Here is a 19572-nt window from a genome sequence, read left to right as displayed (position 1 = left end):
TTTGAGAGACGAAAATACGGAGGAAGGCATTCAAACGATCAACATAGATAACAGCATAGAAAGCTGAAAAATAAGAGGTGGTACAATGAGTAAAGTAAGAATAATTTCTCTCGGAGGTGTGAGAGAAAGCGGTAAAAACATGTATTTAGTGGAAGTGGATGATTTAATTTTTGTATTGGATTGCGGTCTTCTTTATCCGGAAAATGAATTATTGGGAATTGACGTCGTCATCCCTGATTTTACGTACCTGGAGGAAAACAAAAATAAGATAGCGGGTATTTTCCTGACGCATGGTCATGCGGATGCCGTAGGAGCGTTGCCTTATTTGTTGCAGAATATCGATGCACCCGTGTTCGGTACAGGATTGACGATTGCGTTGGCTAAATTGGCGGTCGATTCCACCGGATTGGCTACGGGATTTGAGGATTATCACGTTATCGATGAGAACACCGAAATTGAATTCGAAAACACCAGTGTCCGGTTCTTCAGAACCACGCATACCATCCCTGATTCTGTCGGGATCTGTGTGAAGACGGAAGAAGGCAGTGTCGTCTATACAGGTGATTTCAAGTTTGATCAAAGTGCATCCCCGATGTATCGGACCGATTACGGCAAAATTACGGATATCGGAGAAGGCAAAGTATTGGCGCTGTTGAGCGATTCCGGTGATGCCGAATCGACTACGGAAAACGTCAGTGACCGCAAGATTGAAGAAGAAATGCTGGATACTTTCATCAACGCTGAAGGCCGTATCATCGTCTCCTGTGTTGCAAGCAACATTTTGCGCATCCAGCAAGTTTTTGATGTCGCTCTCCAAGCGAATCGTAAAATCTTTTTGACAGGACCGACTTTGGTTGAAACAGTCGATGTCGCCATGAAACTGGGGAAACTGGTCTTGCCGACTCCAGATCTGCTTGTGAATGTGAAGAACATCAATGATTACCGTGATGGTCAAGTGTTGATTCTGGAAACCGGCAACAGTGGGGAACCCTTGGAAGCTTTGCAGCGGATGTCCAAAGGCAGACACAAGCAAGTGAACCTTAAAGAGGGTGATTTGGTTTACATCACGACTACACCTTCAACAGCTATGGAAACGACAGTCGCAAAAACCAAAAATTTGATTTATCGTGCCGGTGCGTCCGTGCGTGAAATATCCGGAACATACAAAGCATCGGGACATGCTTCGCCGAACGATCTGAAATTGATGATCAACCTACTGAGACCTACTTATTTCGTGCCTGTCCAAGGTGAGTACCGAATGCAAGCTGCACATGCCCAATTGGCGAATGAAGTCGGCATTCCGTTCAAAAATATTTTCATCCCTGGTAAAGGTGACGTGATCGAATATGCCAAAGGCCGTATGCACATGACGGGACAGGTCCCAGCCGGGAATGTTCTGATCGATGGGATCGGGGTTGGCGATATCGGCAACATTGTCTTGCGCGACCGCAAACTATTATCGGAGGATGGCATCTTCGTTGTCGTTGTGACGATCTCCAGAAGACTGAACAAAATCTTGTCGGGTCCGGAAATCGTTTCGCGTGGCTTCGTCTATATGAAGGCGAGCGAAGAGCTTGTCAAAGAAAGTTCGAATATCGTCCGGGAAGTAGTGGAAGATAACCTGCACACGAAAGACTTTGATTGGGCCAAGTTAAAACAAGAGATACGTGATTCGTTGAGCCGTTATCTTTTTGAAAAGACGAAGCGCAAACCGGTCATTTTACCGATCATCATGGAAGCATCCAATTATCAGAAGAAGAGCTGATGCCCGTTTGCCGTAAAGGCAATGAAACGGATCGTTGTTGAAAAGGAGAGATTCATCTTTATGGGTTCTAATAGTACGAAGGCTTGGATCGAGGCAGCTCTGTTTGCTGTCCTCGCAATCGCCTTGGCATATGTGGCCATGCCATTTGGAGAATACACTATTGTTTTTGCTTTGTTGCCGTTGCTTTTCATTTCTCTCCGCAGAGGAATATTGCTTGGACTGGTTTCTGGAATACTGACCGGCCTCGTTTTGTTTGCGCTCAAAGGAGAGGGAGCGGATGTTGCTGCAGATATCCTGAACCAAGCCGCACCGTTCGTTTTCGTGGGCATCGCCGGTTTTTTCGCGAAATTCACGCAACGCACATTGAACAATAAACGTTTCCCGAATGCAGCCTTGAATATACTGACGGCATCCTTTTTCGGAACGCTTGTCTATTTTGTCTGGGTGCTGATCTCGGACATATTCCTCAGTGAGGAAGCAGTTCCAGCTGGTGTTTCTGCTTTTGCGCATTTTCTTCCGGGACAAGCGCTATCGTTTGCGGCTACTTTTGCCGTCAGCGCAGTCGTTCTGGTGTTGATTGCAAAATTCGCTCCTAAAGCGTACATTCCAAAAGGCAGCCGTTTCCTGAGCAGAAAAGAAAAATCGAAACTATTAAATGATTAAAAAATAGAAGGCGAAGGACGGATTTGAATTATCCGGTCTTCGCCTTTCTGTTTTTGTGGGCTCGTGTGCTATGATATGTAGGTAACATGTTTTGTCATTTTATTGATTTGGAGTGGTCTTATGGGTATTTGGTCAATGATATTTACGGCAATCATCGTTTTAAATACAATTGGTGCAATCATCACCGTCTTTAAAGAAAAAAGAGATGTCGCTGCCACCTGGGCCTGGCTGTTGACGTTAAACCTCTTGCCGGTGGTGGGTTTCATCATCTACCTCTTTATAGGGAAAAAGATGTCAAAAGAAAACATCTATGATATGCGCACGCAAAAAAGCTTGGGCATGTCCCAGTTGGCGAAGGTCCAGATTGAAATGTTGGAGGATGAGGATCTGGCGCAAGGTTTGGTCGAAACCGACTATGCACAAAAAACAGCTATCCTGTTCCTGGAAAGTGATGAATCCATTTTGACGAAAGGGAATAAAGTTGAAATATTCAAAACTGGCGCAGATCTTTTCGATTCCCTTGTGCAGGACATCTATAAAGCAGAAAATCATGTGCATATGCTTTATTATACTTTTCGCTCGGACGACTTGGGGAAGCGGATTCTGGCGGCGTTGGAAGACAGGGCGGCAGCTGGCGTTGAGGTTCTGGTCGTTTACGATGCAATGGGCTGCAGAGGGAATGATCCGAGATTTTTCAATAATCTTGAAAAATTAGGCGGAAAGACGGAAGTATTTTTTGGTTCAAAAATACCTTTCGTTAATTTGCGGATGAACTATCGGAATCATCGCAAAATAATGGTAGTGGATGCAAAAGTTGCTTATCTCGGCGGGTTCAATATAGGCGATGAGTATCTAGGGAAAGGGGAACTCGGCGAATGGAGGGATACGCATATGAAAATAGAAGGCAATGCAGTCTTGACGCTTCAGAGCCGTTTCTTCATGGACTGGAATGCGGTTGCCAAAGAAAAGAACAGGAAAGATTATGCAGAAGCCTATTTCCCGATCGCCGATAAAAAAGGTAACACGGCCATGCAAATTGTGACAAGTGGACCGGATGACGAAGATCAGACGATCAAGATGGGTTTCTTGAAGATGATCAGCCAAGCTAAAGAATCCATTTATATACAGACTCCTTATTTTATACCTGACGAGAGTCTGCATGAAATGCTCAAAATCGCAGTTCTATCCGGTGTAAAAGTCAAAATCATGATACCCTCGAAGCCGGATCATCCTTTCGTCTATCGGGCAACGGAGTATTTTGCCAAAGACATCGTCGAGTACGGTGCGGAAGTCTATATGTACCAGAATGGTTTCCTGCATTCAAAGGTGATGGTGGTCGATGATGAAATTGTATCGGTAGGCACGGCAAATATGGATGTGCGCAGTTTCAAATTGAATTTTGAGATCAACGCTTTTATTTACGATCGTGACGTAGCTGAAGAATTAATCGCAAATTTTGATGAAGATCAGAAGAATTGCATCCGTGCAACCCATGATTATTTCGCAAAACAGTCGAAGTGGCGGAAATTCAAGCAAGCTTTTTCCAGATTACTTTCACCGATACTGTAGACCGAAAGCGTATGGAAATAGATCGACAATCAGAATTCAGAAGAAAGGCCCACAAGCAGTCAAAACAAGCGAGAATGCAATTGTGTGAGATGCATTCTCGCTTGTTTCAGTTGTCATAGTTTTTTACGTTAATGACTTTACCTTGTACTCCTGATTTCTATAGATGGGTATGCCACCAACTGATTGAATTTAACCAAGTTGGATAGCCAAGACTTGACTGATGTTCAGTAGATAAGTCACTTTTTTATCGGCAGTTGTGAACATGATTTGTCTTTTTGGAGTTACGCGGGAATTGAAAGAACCCCAAACGAGTGATCTGGTATACGATTTCGGTCCATGCTTTTCTTCAATCACGACATACACAGGGTTGTTATTTTCAAAAGCCTGGTTAGCAAAACGGATAACTTGATGAATCGGCATTACTTTGTCCAAGATGGCTTCATTGATGGAATGGACGGATGAGAGCGGGCGCAAGTATGATTTATTTGAAGGATTCTCATTATTAGTGGATACTGGGTAGATGTAATTTTGCATGTATGTTCCTCCGAACGTGTGTTTGTCTTGTGTCTTTATTATAAGAACATCTGTTCTTGTTTGCAAGCTTTTTATTTTGCGATCGAACAAAAATTTGGGAGTGCAGATATGTAACTCCACCCACAATTATGTCATATCGGCCGAAAATGCCCCTATTTCTTGCATTTTCGAGTAAAGTAGTAGTATGGAAAAGAACGTGTCGGGAGCACATTAATTTTGCAGGCGAGGGGAAAATTACATCTATTATCCGGCGGAATTATCGAAAAATAGGCTATATAAAAGACTCTCCAAGAAGGTTCTGGATCGGTGCAGCGTGCTTGGAGAGTGCTGTTCACAAAATGTTCATTTAATATTTTTGAAGAAATTTCAGAAAGTTTCTTCCTATTAATGAAACTGTAATGATTGTTGAAACCACTGGGAATTGCGTATAAATAGATTTGAACGGCCTTTACATTAACTGTATAATGAAAATACTGACCGGAAAGTTTTTTTCCTAAGGAGAATCAAATGAAGGACGGAGGTGGAATGAAAGATGCAAATATTTGATGAAGTAAAAAAGATTGAGCAGGAAGCAGCTGATCTGGAATTGGATTACCAGAATAAGCTGCGCAAACTGGAACAGAACACGCAAGATAAAATAGGCGAAATGAAAAGGAATATCGAAAAGGAATTAGCTACTTTTCAATCCGAAGAACTTGCGAAAAAATCAGAACAACTGGCAATTCTTAAGAACGCTTCCGCAGAAAGTGAAAAATCGGAAATCGAGAAGTTGCAAACTCGGTTTAAAGCGAAAGAAGAAGAACTTGTGAATGCCGTAATTGGGGAGGTGATGAGGAAATATGGCAATCGCTAAAATGAAAAAAGTTACTCTCATTTCTTTTCACGAAAAAAAAGAGCAGTTATTGACGGCTATCCAGACATTGCAAAGCTTAGAAGTCATCGATTTGCCTGCTGCAAAAGAAAATTTACAATCCTTATCGCCTAAAGAACGAGAGTCAATTGAACAAAGCATCAAGAAGACCGAAGGCTATCTGGAAAATGTCACGGACGCCCTCTCTTTCCTGCAGCCTTATTTAAAAAAAGAGGCCTTGCTGAAAAGATATACGGCACCTAAACAGTCCATGTCTTTGGAAGAGCTGAAGAAAGCAACCTCAGAATTTTCGGAGGATGATCGGGTGACGGCGGTGTTGTCTCTGAAGAATCGGCTTAAAGAACTCGAAGACACAAGAAAAGATTTGTATGAACAGGAAAACTTCTTGATCCAGTGGAAAAAGTTATCATTCAATCCTAAAAACGCAGAAGCGTTTGATCATATTTCCGTCAAAGTCGGGACAATCCCTCAAACGCTCAGCAATGATTATATTGAGAATGTCACTTCCAGCCTGTTGGTTTACACGGAAGAAATATTCCAAAATAAAGAATCATATGGTGCCGCGATTTTTTATGATCCGATCATTGAAGCGGATGTGAAAGAGTTATTGGACAGCAATCACTTTCAAGTGTTGCTCTATAATTATGAGTTGCCGCCAGCAGAGGCTTTGGTTGAAGTTCAGGAATTGATCAAGAGAAACCGTGAAGAGCAAAAACAGCTGATGAATGATCTTTCCGGTATGAAAGCTGAGGAGTGGCGGTTGATGCTACTGTCCGAATATTATTACGCAAAACTGCAACGGGAAAAGAGTCAACAGTTGTTGGTGAATGAGAAGCATCTTTTCGTTATCCAAGGATGGCTCGAGGAGGATAAAGTAGAGGAAATAAAACGTACTTTAACCGATACGGCGTCTGGAGATGAATACGCTTTGCTGGTGGATGACGCAGAAGAATCGGATCTATCCGACATTCCGACAGTTTTGAAGAACAACAGCATTGTCACTCCTTTCGAGAGTGTCACTGCCATGTACAGTTTGCCGAAATACAACGAAATCGATCCGACACCTTTGCTTACGCCATTCTATCTTTTGTTCTTCGGTATGATGATAGCGGATGTCGGGTATGGATTGGTGCTGTTCATCGGAACCTTTTTAGCATTGAAATTCCTGAACATCGATAAAGGATTGCGCAAAAATATCAAATTCTTTCATATTTTAGCTTATCCATCGATTTTATGGGGATTGGTGTACGGATCCTTTTTCGGTATCGAACTGCCGGTTTCGCTGTTGTCAACGAGTAAGGATGCCAACACGATATTATTGATTTCTGTAGTCTTTGGTGTTGTGCAGATTATGTTCGGATTAGGTATCAAAGCATTCTTGTCGCTTCGTGATAAAAATCCATTAGGTGCCATTTCGGACAGCATCGGCTGGTTGGGGATCATTATCGGAATCATCTTTATCCTATTCGGAATGATGCTGTTCCCGAGCCAAGTTTTGGTGACGGTGGGAGCTGCAATGGCCATCACAAGTGCGGTGGCGATCGTTCTGGCGACTGCAATGGCCTCTGAAAACAAAGCTTTGGGAGTCGGAGCAGGTTTGTATAATCTTTACGGTATAACCAGTTATATCGGGGATATGGTAAGTTATACGCGTTTGATGGCTTTGGGGGTTTCAGGCGGCAGTATCGCGGTTGCTTTCAACATGATCATCAATTTTCTGCCGTTTTGGGCCAGAATCACAATCGGTGCTGTATTGTTTGTCCTGCTGCACACAATCAATTTCGGATTGTCCATGCTGAGCGCGTACGTGCACGGAGCCCGTTTGGTTTTCGTCGAATTTTTCGGTAAGTTCTATGAAGGCGGCGGCAAAGCATTGAATCCTTTGAAGACGGAAGAAAAATATATCAATTTAAAAAAATAAAAAAAGCATAGTAATGGGAGGAATTAAATAATGGAAAATATGACATGGTTACAATATTTCATCGAAAATAGCGGTGGCATGATGTTCGCCGCTCTAGGCGTCGCAATCGCAGTAGGTTTAGCAGGTACGGGTTCCGCAAAAGGTGTGGGTATGACAGGTGAAGCTGCAGCAGCCTTGACGAAAGAGCAACCTGAAAAATTCGGTAAATCATTGATTCTGCAACTTTTGCCAGGTACGCAAGGTTTGTACGGATTCGTTATCGGCTTCTTGATCTATCTGCAAATGTCTCCAGAGATGAGTGTTTCACAAGGGTTGTATTACTTGATGGCCGGCTTGCCGATCGCAATCACCGGATTGACTTCAGGTATTGCACAAGGGCGTGTTTCGACTGCAGCTATGCAAATTTTGGCAAAAAGAGAAGATCAGAACACAAAAGGGATCATCTACTCCGCCATGGTTGAAACGTATGCCATCCTTGGTTTCGTAACATCATTCTTGTTGGTATTGAACGCTTAATTTTCTTGAGTTCCAGGGGGCTTAAGAAAAAAGTGAGGAGATGAAAACGCGTGAAAGACCTACAATCCTTGTCTGAACAGATTCTGAAACAAGCGCAAGCCAAAGGGCAAAGCAAACTGGAAGAATCCGAAAAAGTTTCTATCGCCAAGATAGAAGAAAGCAGACTGAAATTAGTTGAACAGCAAAAAGCTCGCAAAGCAGCTGTCCTGAAAAAAATCGCCAATGATTTCGATCGCGAACGTCAAACATTGAAGAACAAAGAGCGGAATGCGGTATTGTTGGAAAAACAGCAAATTCTGAAATCAGTCTTCAAGCGTTCGCTGGAAACGATGTACGCTTGGGATAAAAATCAGTTCGCAAACTTTGTGCAAGGTGTACTTTCCGGATTCGACAGCTCAACGGCTTATACGATCGTTCCGGGAGCAAAATCGATCGAGCATTTCCAAGGGGAATCGATGCAGAAGCTGCTGAAAAGTTACCCTGCTGTGAAAGTGGCAAAAGAGACGCTGCCGAACAGAGCTGGATTTATCCTTCAAGAGGGCGGCGTCGACTACAACTACTGCTTCGATGAGTTGATTGAAGAAGTGAAGAAAGAATATTCAGCAAAATTAGCGGTAATCGCATTCAAAGAAGAACAGTAAAGGAGGGGCATCATGCAAGAGATTGACTACAAAGGCGTCAATACGGTACTTCGCACCTATGAATTGCAGCTGTTGGCGGAAGCGGATTACGATCGGATGCTAAAAGCCCATTCTTTAAAAGATGCTTTGGATGTTCTGAAAGGCACCGGTTATGCGTTTGATGAAAAAGAAGTTTTGGCCAATAAGAACTTCGAAGGGTTCCTTATGGAGCATTTGGCGGAAATCTATCATGAATTCTTCACGGCAACGCCAGCTGAGGAAGTCGTTGAACTGTTTGCATTGCGCTATACTTACCATAATCTGAAGGTGTTGCTGAAACAACGCTTTTCAGGTGAAGAGCTCGAACATTTATTGATTCCTATCGGAAAATATTCTTTGGCTAGTTTGAAGAAATTGGTCGAAACCGGTGAAGGCAGCGAGGAACATCCGGTTTTGGTGGAGGGTGTCCAACACGCTCTGCATGACTTTGAAGAGGAACAGCGGATTGAAGCCGCTACGATCTATATGGATACTTATTATTTCAAACATCTGCGTTCCATCAGCGATGAGATTCAACACCCAAGCATCACCAAAATGGTGGACGGCATGATCGACCTCTACAATCTGTCGACCTTGGTAAGAAGTCTGAAGCAGAACAAACCACGTGCGTTCCTGCATACGGTCTTATCCAGTTCCGGTTCTGTTGCAAAGCGTGACCTGATCGAAGAATCGATCAATGGAGCCAGTGCGGTGATGCGGAAGCATTACTTCAGCAAACCTTACGGTGAGAAACTGCTCCATCTGGTTTCAGATAAAACGGATGAGGTGGACACTCAGAAGCTGGATAGTCTTGTGGACGAGTATACTTATGAATTGGTTGCGGAAGGATTGTACCAGCCTTTTGGCCCGGTCCCTTTGTTGGGTTACCTTTTTGCCAAGGAAAAAGAAGTCACGAATATCCGGTTGATATTGATTGGAAAAGATAACCAGATAGATGAAGCGATTTTGAGAGAAAGGATGCGACCTGTATATGGCTCATGATATTGCAGTAGTGGGAGATAAAGATTCCATCCTTCCTTTCAAGATTTTGGGGTTTGATGTATTTGCATGCCATAATGCGCAGACCGCCCGCGAAACAGTCGACCGTTTGGCGGCCGAAAATTACGGAATCATCTATTTGACCGAAGAAATGGCTAAAGAAATACCTGATACAGTCAGTAGGTATGATAACAGAGTCCAACCCGCCATCATCCTGATCCCTAACCATAAGGGGTCGCTGAACATCGGAAAGAACCGTATTCAGGAAAATGTAGAAAAAGCAGTTGGACAAAATATTTTATAATTAGGAGGGGACTTTTTTGAAAAATGGAAAGATAATAAAAGTTTCCGGACCTTTAGTTATGGCGGAAGGAATGGAAGCAGCGAACATCCAAGATATTTGCCGGGTCGGCGATCTTGGACTGATCGGTGAAATCATCGAGATGCGAAATGATGTCGCATCCATTCAAGTTTATGAAGAAACTTCCGGAATTGGTCCTGGAGAACCTGTACTCACAACGGGAGAGGCCTTGTCTGTCGAATTAGGGCCAGGAATCCTGTCACAAATGTTCGACGGGATTCAGCGTCCCCTGGATACGTTCCGTGATGTAACAGCAAGCAATTTTTTAGTGCGCGGAACCGATATCCCCTCACTGAAGAGAGAAAACGTCTGGGAATTCAAAGCCACAAAGAAAATCGGTGATCATGTCGTAGCCGGCGATATTGTCGGTACTGTGCAAGAAACCAAGGTTATCGAGCACCGCATCATGGTTCCATATGGCATCTCAGGGAAGTTGACTGCCATCCAGGACGGCAACTACACCTTGGAAGATACGGCCTATGTCATCGAAACGGAAAATGGCTTGAAAGAATTGACTCTGATGCAAAGATGGCCGGTCCGTCGTGGCCGTCCGTTCAAGCAAAAAATGAACCCGCACACGCCGATGGTTACCGGTCAACGTGTCATCGACACATTCTTCCCGATCACAAAAGGGGGAGCAGCTGCTGTTCCGGGTCCATTTGGAGCAGGAAAGACTGTCGTGCAGCATCAGATTGCGAAATACAGTGATGTGGATATCGTAATCTATGTAGGTTGCGGCGAACGCGGAAACGAAATGACGGATGTTCTGAATGAATTTCCGGAATTGGTCGATCCGAACACCGGTGAATCCTTGATGGAGCGGACAATCCTTATTGCGAACACTTCCAATATGCCGGTTGCGGCGCGTGAAGCATCCATCTACACTGGGATAACGATTGCGGAATATTTCCGTGACATGGGTTACAGCGTTGCGATAATGGCGGATTCAACATCCCGTTGGGCAGAAGCTTTGCGTGAGATGTCAGGACGTCTTGAAGAGATGCCTGGTGACGAAGGTTATCCAGCCTATCTAGGAAGCCGTGTGGCGGAGTATTATGAACGTGCAGGCCGAGTGTTGGCTTTAGGCTCAGAAGACCGTGAAGGAAGCATTACGGCCATTGGAGCTGTATCCCCTCCTGGGGGTGACATCTCTGAACCAGTAACGCAAAACACCTTGCGTGTTGTTAAAGTTTTCTGGGCGTTGGATGCCACTTTGGCACAAAAAAGGCATTTCCCATCCATGAACTGGTTGACTTCCTATTCTCTTTACAATACCGAAGTAGGGGAATATCTGAACAATGCCTTACAGACAAAATGGTCTGAGATGGTCCAGCATGCGATGAACCTCCTGCAGGAAGAATCGGAACTGGAAGAGATCGTCCGCTTGGTCGGTATCGAATCATTGTCCGAAAAAGACCGCATGACCATGGCTATTGCGGAATCGTTGCGTGAGGATTACTTGCAGCAAAACGCTTTCGATGACGTGGATACTTATACATCCCGTGAAAAGCAATTGGCGATGCTTGAACTGATTTTGAGTTTCGAAACCGAAGCTCGTGAAGCGATGCGTTTGGGCGCTTATTTCAACGAAATTATTGAAGGTACCGTTGATCTGCGTGACCGGATCGCAAGAAGCAAATATATCAGAGAAGAAGAGCTTGCTGAAATGGAAAACATCAAAGCAGACATGAAGAAAAGATTACATGAGATTGTTGCGGAAGGAGGGATGACGCATCATGCTTAAGGAATATAAAACAGTTACTGAAGTTGTGGGTCCATTGATGGCAGTAGAGCAAGTCGAAGGCGTCAAGTTTGACGAATTGGTTGAAATCCAGATGCAGACCGGCGAAATCCGCCATGGTCAAGTATTGGAAGTCAGCAAGGACAAAGCGATGGTGCAGATCTTTGAAGGCCCAAGCGGGATCAACATCAAAGATACCAAAGTCCGCTTCCGTGGAAAACCCCTTTCCATTGGGGTGTCTGAAGACATGGTCGGACGAGTATTCGATGGTATGGGAAATCCGATAGACGGAGGACCGGAAATCATCCCGGAAGCAAGTTTGGATGTTAACGGACAGGCAATCAATCCGGTGGCCCGTGACTATCCGGATGAGTTTATCCAGACTGGCATTTCTGCCATCGACCATCTGAACACGCTCGTAAGAGGACAGAAACTTCCTGTATTCTCCGGGTCAGGTTTGCCCCATAAGGAGTTGGCGGCACAGATCGCCCGTCAAGCGACTGTATTGAACAGCGATGAAAAATTTGCGGTTGTGTTTGCAGCCATGGGAATCACTTTTGAAGAAAAGGAATACTTCATGGAGGATTTCCGCAAAACCGGCGCCATCGACCGTTCTGTAATGTTCATCAACTTGGCGAACGATCCGGCCATCGAACGTATTGCCACTCCTAAAATGGCTTTGACGGTCGCTGAATACTTGGCTTACGAGAAGGATATGCATGTCCTGGTCATCATGACGGACATGACCAATTACTGCGAGGCTTTGCGTGAGATTTCGGCAGCCCGTCGTGAAGTTCCCGGTCGACGTGGTTATCCTGGTTACTTGTACACGAACCTATCCACTTTGTACGAGCGCGCGGGTCGTCTTATCGGCAAAAAAGGTTCGGTTACACAGATCCCGATCCTTTCCATGCCAGAGGATGATATTACCCATCCGATCCCGGATTTGACCGGTTATATCACAGAGGGCCAAATCATTCTTTCCCGAGAATTGAACAATTCCGGCATCAAACCGCCGATCAATGTGTTGCCGTCGCTTTCCCGTCTGAAAGATAAGGGTACCGGAGAAGGCAAGACAAGAAAAGACCATGCACCGACGATGAACCAATTGTTTGCGGCGTACGCAAAAGGAAAACAGGCTAAAGAATTGGCTGTCATCCTAGGGGAATCAGCATTGTCCAAGACCGATAAACTGTATGTTCAGTTCACGAAGCGTTTTGAAGAAGAATACATCAGTCAAGGTTTCTATACGAACCGTTCAATCGAAGAGACATTGGCTTTGGGTTGGGAACTGTTGTCCATCCTGCCGGTGACGGAACTTAAGAGAATCAAGAGCGATATGATCGATGAGTTTATGCCGAAGGGAGAGTGATCGTCCATGGCTAGATTGAATGTAAAGCCTACCCGGATGGAACTGTCCAATTTGAAATCGCGTCTGGTGCTTTCCACACGCGGCCATAAACTGCTGAAGGACAAACAAGATGAACTGATGCGTCAATTCATCAACCTGATCCGCGAAAACAACCTCCTGAGGGATGAAGTCGAAAAGGAATTGACTGCTTCGATGCGTTCTTTCGTGGTAGCGAAGTCGCTGCTGAATGAAGCCTTCATCGAAGAGTTGTTTGCGGTACCCGGTACGGCGGTAGAGTTGGATATCCAAGAGAATAACATCATGAGCGTTGTTGTCCCTCAGATGAATTTTTCGATTATCGATGAGGATGATAAATCTTCGGATTTGCAATACGGATACGTGAACTCGAATGCAGAATTGGATGATGCGATCCAAAAGATCGAAAAAATCCTTCCAAAATTGCTCAAGTTGACGGAAATAGAAAAAACATGCCAACTTCTGGCCGATGAAATAGAAAAGACAAGAAGGCGTGTAAATGCATTGGAATACAATATGATTCCGCAGTTGCAGGAGACGATCCGCTATATTCAGATGAAACTTGAAGAGAATGAGCGTTCAAATATCGTCCGTATGATGAAAGTCAAGGACATGGGTGTTTCATGATGAAGAAAGAACAAGACAGGGATATCCTTGTCTTGTTCTTTTGTCTTTAAGGCCATCCAACAGGGTAACCGTATCCGATTCAGCGGAGCAGCTGCTGAAAACGATAACTAATAAAATGTTGGCGGAAGACTCCGGTAAAGGTTTTAACCTTGATGAAATTGTGTTAAACTATGAAATAATAAACAGAACGCCGCATTAGGCTGTACGATGCTATAATAATATAATTGGATGGTGGGCATTAAATGACAGAAAAAGGATTGTTGATTGTCTTATCCGGACCTTCGGGAGTAGGCAAAGGGACTGTGAGACAAGCAATTTTTTCTCGTGGTGAACGGGAGTTCATCTATTCGATTTCCGCTACGACCCGCAAAGCGCGTGAAGGGGAAGTGGATGGCAAAGATTACTTCTTCAAGGAAAGAGAAGAATTCGAGAGAATGATCGCCGATAATGAACTGTTGGAATATACCGAGTATGTGGGGAATTACTATGGTACGCCAATCGACTATGTAAGAAGAACATTGGACACAGGAAAAGATATTTTTCTGGAGATCGAAGTTCAAGGCGCCATGCAAGTGAAGGAACGGATGCCGGAAGGGATATTCATCTTCTTGACGCCTCCTGATATGACGGAATTGGAGTCACGGATCGTAAATCGCGGTACGGATGAATCGCCGATCATCAAACAAAGAATGGAAAAGGCTATTGAAGAGCTCAGTTTGATGCGGTATTATGATTATGCGGTAGAAAACGACACAGTAGAGAACGCGGTCCAGAAAGTGCTTGGCATCATCCAAAGCGAACACTTGAAAGTCTCACGGATTCTGGATACCATCTGTGCGGATGAAAGGGAGTAAAATAATATGATGTTATATCCTTCGATCGATAAATTGTTGGAGCAAGTGGATTCAAAATATTCAATGGTCATTCTTTCAAGCAAAAGAGCGCATGAATTGCATGGTCGCTCAGAACCTTTATTGGATCATTACCAGTCATACAAGAATGTCGGACGTGCGCTGGAAGAAGTAGTTGCCGGCGAGTTGGAAATCGATCCGAATTCCATCATCCCTGAAAGATAACCGAATAGGAATGAAAAAAGACTACTGTTTTTGAACTTCAAAATCAGTAGTTTTATTTTTTTGATGCCGAAAAAATCCGAGAAGACTTTATCGGTATAATTTAGTAAGATAGTGGTTAGAAAAAGGAATGGGAGGGTTTTACGTGCAAATTGCAAAAGTGATTGTGGATATACCTGCCATGCAGACCAATCGTCCCTTTGATTATGCGATCCCTCCTGCTATGGAACAAAAGTTGGGCAAAGGGATGCGCGTTGAAGTGCCTTTCAACACTCGCGTCATCCAAGGGTTCATAACGGAAATTTCTGATCACACCGATTTTGAAGGGGAACTGAAAGAAATCATCCAACCATTGGATATCGAGCCGGCATTGACCGAAGAGTTGCTGCTGTTGGGCGAGGAAATGGCGGAAACCGTTTATGCCTATCGGATCCATTGTTACCAGACGATGTTGCCGCCTTTGATGAAGGCGAAGTACGAAAAAGAAATTGAGGTTGTCGATGAATTGGACGAGGAGACTTTCTACGGACTTTTTCAAGGGAAAAGCAAAATGAGTTGGGAAGATGCCGTTGACCGCGGCATTTTGCCGCAACTGATCGAATTGAAGCGAGCCGGGAAGATTGAAGTCAATTACATCCTCAAAAACCAGGCGAAGGCAAAAACGGTGCAGGTTTATTATTCCGATCTGGAAATGGGCAGTCTGGAAGATGCATACCACAGCCTGAAAAAATCAGCCAAGCAACAGCAAGCCCTGTTGGCGGCAATCATGTCCATGAACGGAACTCCGCTGACATCGAAAGAATACAAGGAACAATTCGATATCGGGCCAAGCACGATCCGGACAGGAGTGGAAAAGGGGTGGCTTAAATCAGCGGACCGGGAAATTCTCCGGGATCCCTTTAAGGATAGACAGTTCAAGCAAACGGGAGCGTTGCCCCTATCCGATGAACAAACGGCAGCTTTCCGGATGATGGCTGCCAGCATCAGAGAAGAACGGCACGAAGTTTTTTTGTTGCAAGGCGTTACGGGAAGCGGTAAGACCGAAGTCTATCTTCAACTGATTGCTGAAGTGATCAACCAAGGCAAGACGGCCCTGATGCTTGTGCCCGAAATTGCTTTGACTCCGCAGATGGTCAACCATTTCAAGAGCCGCTTCGGAAACCGCGTGGCCGTGATGCACAGTGCGTTGTCATCGGGAGAGAAGTACGATGAGTGGCGCAAAATTCACCGCGGTGATGCCGATGTCGTTGTCGGCGCGCGTTCTTCCATTTTCGCCCCGGTTCAGAATCTTGGCATCATCATTATGGACGAGGAACACGAGAGCACCTACAAACAGGACGAAAACCCGAAGTACCATGCCCGGAATGTAGCGATTTGGCGTGGGCAGCATAACCGTTGTCCGGTTGTTCTGGGTAGTGCGACGCCTTCATTAGAGTCGCGGGCCAGGGCACAAAAAAAGGTATACACCTTGGTCGAATTGAGAGGGCGTTTCAACCAACGCGCATTGCCTCAAGTCGAAATTGTCGATATGCGTGATGAGTTCAAAGCGAACAACCGCAGCAGCTTTTCCATGCTGCTGCAGGAAAAGATTACGGATCGGCTACAGAAAAAACAGCAGATTGTGCTGATGCTGAACAAAAGAGGTTATTCCTCTTTCATCATGTGCCGGGATTGCGGCTTTGTCCTTGAGTGCCCGAATTGTGACATCAGTCTGACTTTGCATATGGACAGCAAAACGATGAAATGCCATTACTGCGGCCACGAAGAAGCAATCCCCAACACCTGTCCGAAATGCAAAGGCCACAATTTTCGTTATTACGGAACAGGAACCCAGAAAATCGAGGAAGAACTGCAGACGCTCTTTCCGGAGGCGCGCATTTTGCGCATGGATGTGGACACCACCCGCAAGAAAGGCGGCCATGAGGCTATCCTCTCGGCTTTCGGGAGAGGCGAGGCCGACATCCTGCTGGGTACGCAGATGATTGCGAAAGGATTGGACTTTCCGAACATCACGTTGGTTGGTGTCATCAACGCGGATACTTCATTAGGATTACCTGATTTCCGGTCTTCGGAAAGGACGTTCCAACTGTTGACTCAAGTCAGCGGTCGTGCGGGCCGCGCCGAATTGTCCGGGGAAGTAATCGTACAGTCGTTTAATCCGGATCATTACGCCATTCTGTTTGCCCAACAGCACAACTACGAAGGCTTTTACCGTACTGAGATGTCGCTTCGTCATAAAGCAGGGTATCCACCGTATTTTTATACGGCGCTCATAACTGTCAGCAACCCCGACGAAAAGAAAGCGCAGAAGAAAATTTATGAAATCCATGAGATCCTTCAAAAAAAACTTGAGCCTGACACGATCATGCTTGGGCCATCAAAGAGATCGATCGCGCGAGTGAACAATCGGTATTATTTTCAGATATTAGTGAAATATAAACAGGAAACTAAACTACATCCGGCATTGAAACAGATTTTGGATGAGTCACAAAAAGAAAATGCACGCGGTCTCTATATTTCGATCGATTCAGAGCCGGTCAATTTCTTCTAGGAGGTATACAAATGGAAAAAATCATTTTTATGGGCACCCCGGAATTTTCAGTGCCCATTTTAGAGGCCTTATTGCAGCATGAGTATGATGTGATCGCAGTTGTCACACAACCGGACCGCCCGGTAGGCAGAAAGAAAATATTGACACCGTCTCCGGTGAAGGAAGCCGCGCTGAAGCATGGCCTTCCGGTTTATCAGCCAGAAAAAATTTCTGGCTCGCCAGAAATGGAAGAGCTGATTGCCTTGAATCCTGACCTGATTGTGACGGCGGCTTATGGGCAGTTTCTCCCGGTCAAACTGCTGAACGCTCCGCGTTTCCGCTCCATCAATGTGCATGCTTCTTTATTGCCGAAATATCGCGGCGGCGCACCGGTCCATTACGCCATCATCAACGGGGAAATAGAGACCGGAGTCTCCATCATGTACATGGAGAAGAAAATGGATGCAGGGGCTGTGTTGGCGCAGAGAGCCATCCCCATCACCGAGCAGGATGATGTCGGGACGATGTTTTTGAAGTTGAGCGAACTCGGCAAGAATCTTTTGATCGAAATGTTACCTGATTTTTTCCAAGGCAATCTCGTGCCGCAAGAGCAGGATGAATCCGCAGCCACTTTTTCGCCGAACATCAAGCGCGAAGAGGAACGCATCGATTGGTCCAAAACGGCTGCACAAGTGGCCTTCCAAGTCCGTGGCATGCGTCCGTGGCCAGTGGCGCATACGCTTTTGGATGGGCAAAGGATCAAAGTATGGGCTGGACAAGCTGTCGAAAATAGTACGACCCATGACTCGGGAACAGTATTCGCAACAGACAAGGAAGCTCTCTATGTGGCATGTGGGGAAGGCACCGTCTTCAAAATGACGGAACTCCAACCTGCCGGGAAAAAACGCATGTCAGCGGCAGACTACCTGCGGGGCAGCGCTTGCGAAATTCATGAAGGCACAAGGTTTGAAACGGATGGACAATAAACTGAAAAATAAAATCAAAGACACAGTCCGTTACCTGGCTGTCGATATATTGGAGAGCGTGGAGAATGAGGGTGCGTATTCCAATCTTCTGCTGAATAAAGTCATTCTATCCGAAAAGTTGTCGCCTAAGGATGCCGGCCTGTTGACCGAGATTGTCTACGGCGTCATCCAGCGGAAAATGACCTTGGATTATGGTCTTTCGTCATACATCAAAGATCCCAAAAAACAGCTTTCTTGGCTCAACAACTTACTGCGTGTCTCCGCCTATCAAATGGTCTATTTGACGAAGATTCCGGATCACGCTGTCCTTTTCGATGCCGTAGAAATAGCGAAAGTTAAGGGCCATGCCGGCATCGCCAGTTATGTGAACGGCGTGCTGCGGAATGTGCAACGCAATGGGCTTCGCGACTGGAAAACAATCAGCAACGCCAAGAAGCGCATCAGCGTAGGGGCCAGCATGCCGAAATGGCTCGTCGCTTATTTCATCGAAAGGATCGGTATCGAGGAAACCGAAAAGATGGCGTTCTCCTTATTGGAGGATCCGTTTGTCTCACTCAGGTTGCAGTCAAATGAAATCTCACGGGAAGAGGCTATAGGACTGCTCAAAGCGGAAGGTTATGATGTGGTCGCGAGTCCTGTTTCTCCTGTGGGCATCCGGATCCACGGTGGGAAAATCGTTGACTCCCCGCTATTCAAAGACGGCATGCTTACGATTCAGGATGAATCTAGCCAATTGGTCGCACCGGTCGGGGAACTGGAAAAGGATTTTCTGGTTTTGGACAGCTGTGCCGCACCGGGTGGAAAAACGACGCACATGGCCAGTTACCTCTCGGCTTCGGAAAACGGCAAAGTCATCGCTTTGGATATGTATGAGCATAAGATAAGCTTGATCAACCAAAATGCCGAGCGTCTGCATGTGTCCGATCGCATCGAAACCCGGGTGTTGGATGCGAAAGAAGCAGGTAAAGCCTTTGCGCCTGCATCTTTTGATGTCATCTATGTCGATGCGCCCTGTTCGGGGTTGGGATTGATGCGCAGGAAACCGGAAATCAAATATGTGAAAAATGCACAGGACTTTTTGGACTTGCATCAAGAACAACTTCGGATCCTGGACTCCGTCAGTCCGTTGCTAAAAAAAGGTGGACGTTTGGTATACAGTACATGTACACTAACTAAAGAAGAGAATCAAATGACCGTCCAGACATTCATTGAACATCATGCTGAGTTTGCAATCGTCCCGATACTCTCCGATTATTTGGACAAAAAATCTTTCACACCTGAAGGATTTGTGCAGATTTATCCGCATGATTATGGAACTGATGGATTTTTCATCAGCTGTATGGTTAAAAGGTAAACGATAAGAAAGAATT

18 protein-coding genes are annotated in these 19572 nt (G+C 45.2%); 17 read left to right on the top strand and 1 reads right to left on the bottom strand.

Features of this window, described 5'->3' with window-relative positions:
• Positions 1-85 precede the first annotated feature (85 nt).
• The 3 genes from ACTCCX_RS02210 to cls all read left to right on the top strand — a co-directional run bounded on the left by ACTCCX_RS02210 (position 86) and on the right by cls (position 3997).
• Complete coding sequence (locus tag ACTCCX_RS02210; protein WP_321432866.1) at positions 86-1765, top strand: ribonuclease J; 1680 nt, start codon at positions 86-88, stop codon at positions 1763-1765.
• A 60-nt stretch (positions 1766-1825) separates the two neighbouring features.
• Positions 1826-2428, top strand: a complete 603-nt coding sequence (locus ACTCCX_RS02205) for an energy-coupled thiamine transporter ThiT (RefSeq protein ID WP_463274517.1) — start codon at positions 1826-1828, stop codon at positions 2426-2428.
• 120 nt (positions 2429-2548) lie between these two features.
• Complete coding sequence (gene cls / locus ACTCCX_RS02200) at positions 2549-3997, top strand: cardiolipin synthase (RefSeq protein WP_463274516.1); 1449 nt, start codon at positions 2549-2551, stop codon at positions 3995-3997.
• A gap of 189 nt (positions 3998-4186) precedes the next feature.
• Here the strand turns inward: cls and ACTCCX_RS02195 are convergent, their stop codons facing one another.
• Positions 4187-4531, bottom strand: a complete 345-nt coding sequence (locus ACTCCX_RS02195; RefSeq protein ID WP_068562174.1) for a hypothetical protein — start codon at positions 4529-4531, stop codon at positions 4187-4189.
• Positions 4532-5063: 532 nt separating this feature from the next.
• Between ACTCCX_RS02195 and ACTCCX_RS02190 the strand changes: the two genes are divergently transcribed.
• The 14 genes from ACTCCX_RS02190 to rsmB all read left to right on the top strand — a co-directional run bounded on the left by ACTCCX_RS02190 (position 5064) and on the right by rsmB (position 19556).
• Positions 5064-5384: a hypothetical protein gene (locus tag ACTCCX_RS02190; protein ID WP_068562173.1), complete on the top strand. Its 321-nt coding sequence runs from the start codon at positions 5064-5066 to the stop codon at positions 5382-5384.
• A complete protein-coding gene (locus ACTCCX_RS02185) occupies positions 5371-7323 on the top strand; it encodes a V-type ATP synthase subunit I (protein ID WP_463274515.1) in 1953 nt (650 codons plus the stop codon). The genes ACTCCX_RS02190 and ACTCCX_RS02185 overlap by 14 nt, the downstream gene beginning before the upstream one ends.
• Before the next feature lie 39 nt (positions 7324-7362).
• Positions 7363-7839 carry a V-type ATP synthase subunit K gene (locus ACTCCX_RS02180; protein ID WP_463274551.1) on the top strand — a complete coding sequence of 159 codons (477 nt, stop codon included), beginning with the start codon at positions 7363-7365 and terminating at the stop codon, positions 7837-7839.
• A gap of 50 nt (positions 7840-7889) precedes the next feature.
• Positions 7890-8480, top strand: coding sequence for a hypothetical protein (locus ACTCCX_RS02175; RefSeq protein ID WP_463274514.1), 591 nt, complete (start codon positions 7890-7892; stop codon positions 8478-8480).
• Between the two features lie 12 nt (positions 8481-8492).
• Positions 8493-9500 (top strand): V-type ATPase subunit, encoded by a 1008-nt coding sequence (locus tag ACTCCX_RS02170; RefSeq protein ID WP_319218975.1) that lies wholly within the window; start codon positions 8493-8495, stop codon positions 9498-9500.
• Entirely contained in the window at positions 9490-9801 is a 312-nt protein-coding gene (locus tag ACTCCX_RS02165; protein ID WP_463274513.1) for a V-type ATP synthase subunit F, read from the top strand. The genes ACTCCX_RS02170 and ACTCCX_RS02165 overlap by 11 nt, the downstream gene beginning before the upstream one ends.
• A gap of 16 nt (positions 9802-9817) precedes the next feature.
• Positions 9818-11602 (top strand): V-type ATP synthase subunit A, encoded by a 1785-nt coding sequence (locus ACTCCX_RS02160; RefSeq protein WP_463274512.1) that lies wholly within the window; start codon positions 9818-9820, stop codon positions 11600-11602.
• Positions 11595-12971 (top strand): V-type ATP synthase subunit B, encoded by a 1377-nt coding sequence (locus ACTCCX_RS02155; RefSeq protein ID WP_463274511.1) that lies wholly within the window; start codon positions 11595-11597, stop codon positions 12969-12971. Before ACTCCX_RS02160 ends, ACTCCX_RS02155 begins: the two co-directional genes overlap by 8 nt.
• A 6-nt stretch (positions 12972-12977) precedes the next feature.
• Positions 12978-13613, top strand: a complete 636-nt coding sequence (locus tag ACTCCX_RS02150) for a V-type ATP synthase subunit D (RefSeq protein ID WP_319470754.1) — start codon at positions 12978-12980, stop codon at positions 13611-13613.
• A 242-nt stretch (positions 13614-13855) separates the two neighbouring features.
• Complete coding sequence (gmk, locus tag ACTCCX_RS02145; RefSeq protein WP_068562164.1) at positions 13856-14467, top strand: guanylate kinase; 612 nt, start codon at positions 13856-13858, stop codon at positions 14465-14467.
• Between the two features lie 6 nt (positions 14468-14473).
• Entirely contained in the window at positions 14474-14689 is a 216-nt protein-coding gene (gene rpoZ / locus ACTCCX_RS02140; protein WP_068562163.1) for a DNA-directed RNA polymerase subunit omega, read from the top strand.
• 127 nt (positions 14690-14816) lie between these two features.
• Positions 14817-17237 carry a primosomal protein N' gene (gene priA, locus ACTCCX_RS02135; protein ID WP_068562162.1) on the top strand — a complete coding sequence of 807 codons (2421 nt, stop codon included), beginning with the start codon at positions 14817-14819 and terminating at the stop codon, positions 17235-17237.
• A gap of 11 nt (positions 17238-17248) precedes the next feature.
• Entirely contained in the window at positions 17249-18202 is a 954-nt protein-coding gene (gene fmt, locus ACTCCX_RS02130; RefSeq protein ID WP_434351127.1) for a methionyl-tRNA formyltransferase, read from the top strand.
• A complete protein-coding gene (rsmB, locus tag ACTCCX_RS02125) occupies positions 18192-19556 on the top strand; it encodes a 16S rRNA (cytosine(967)-C(5))-methyltransferase RsmB (RefSeq protein WP_463274510.1) in 1365 nt (454 codons plus the stop codon). Before fmt ends, rsmB begins: the two co-directional genes overlap by 11 nt.
• Positions 19557-19572: the final 16 nt, after the last annotated feature.

Source organism: Trichococcus sp. (genome assembly GCF_055118575.1).
This window is presented reverse-complemented; position numbering and strand designations above follow the sequence as displayed.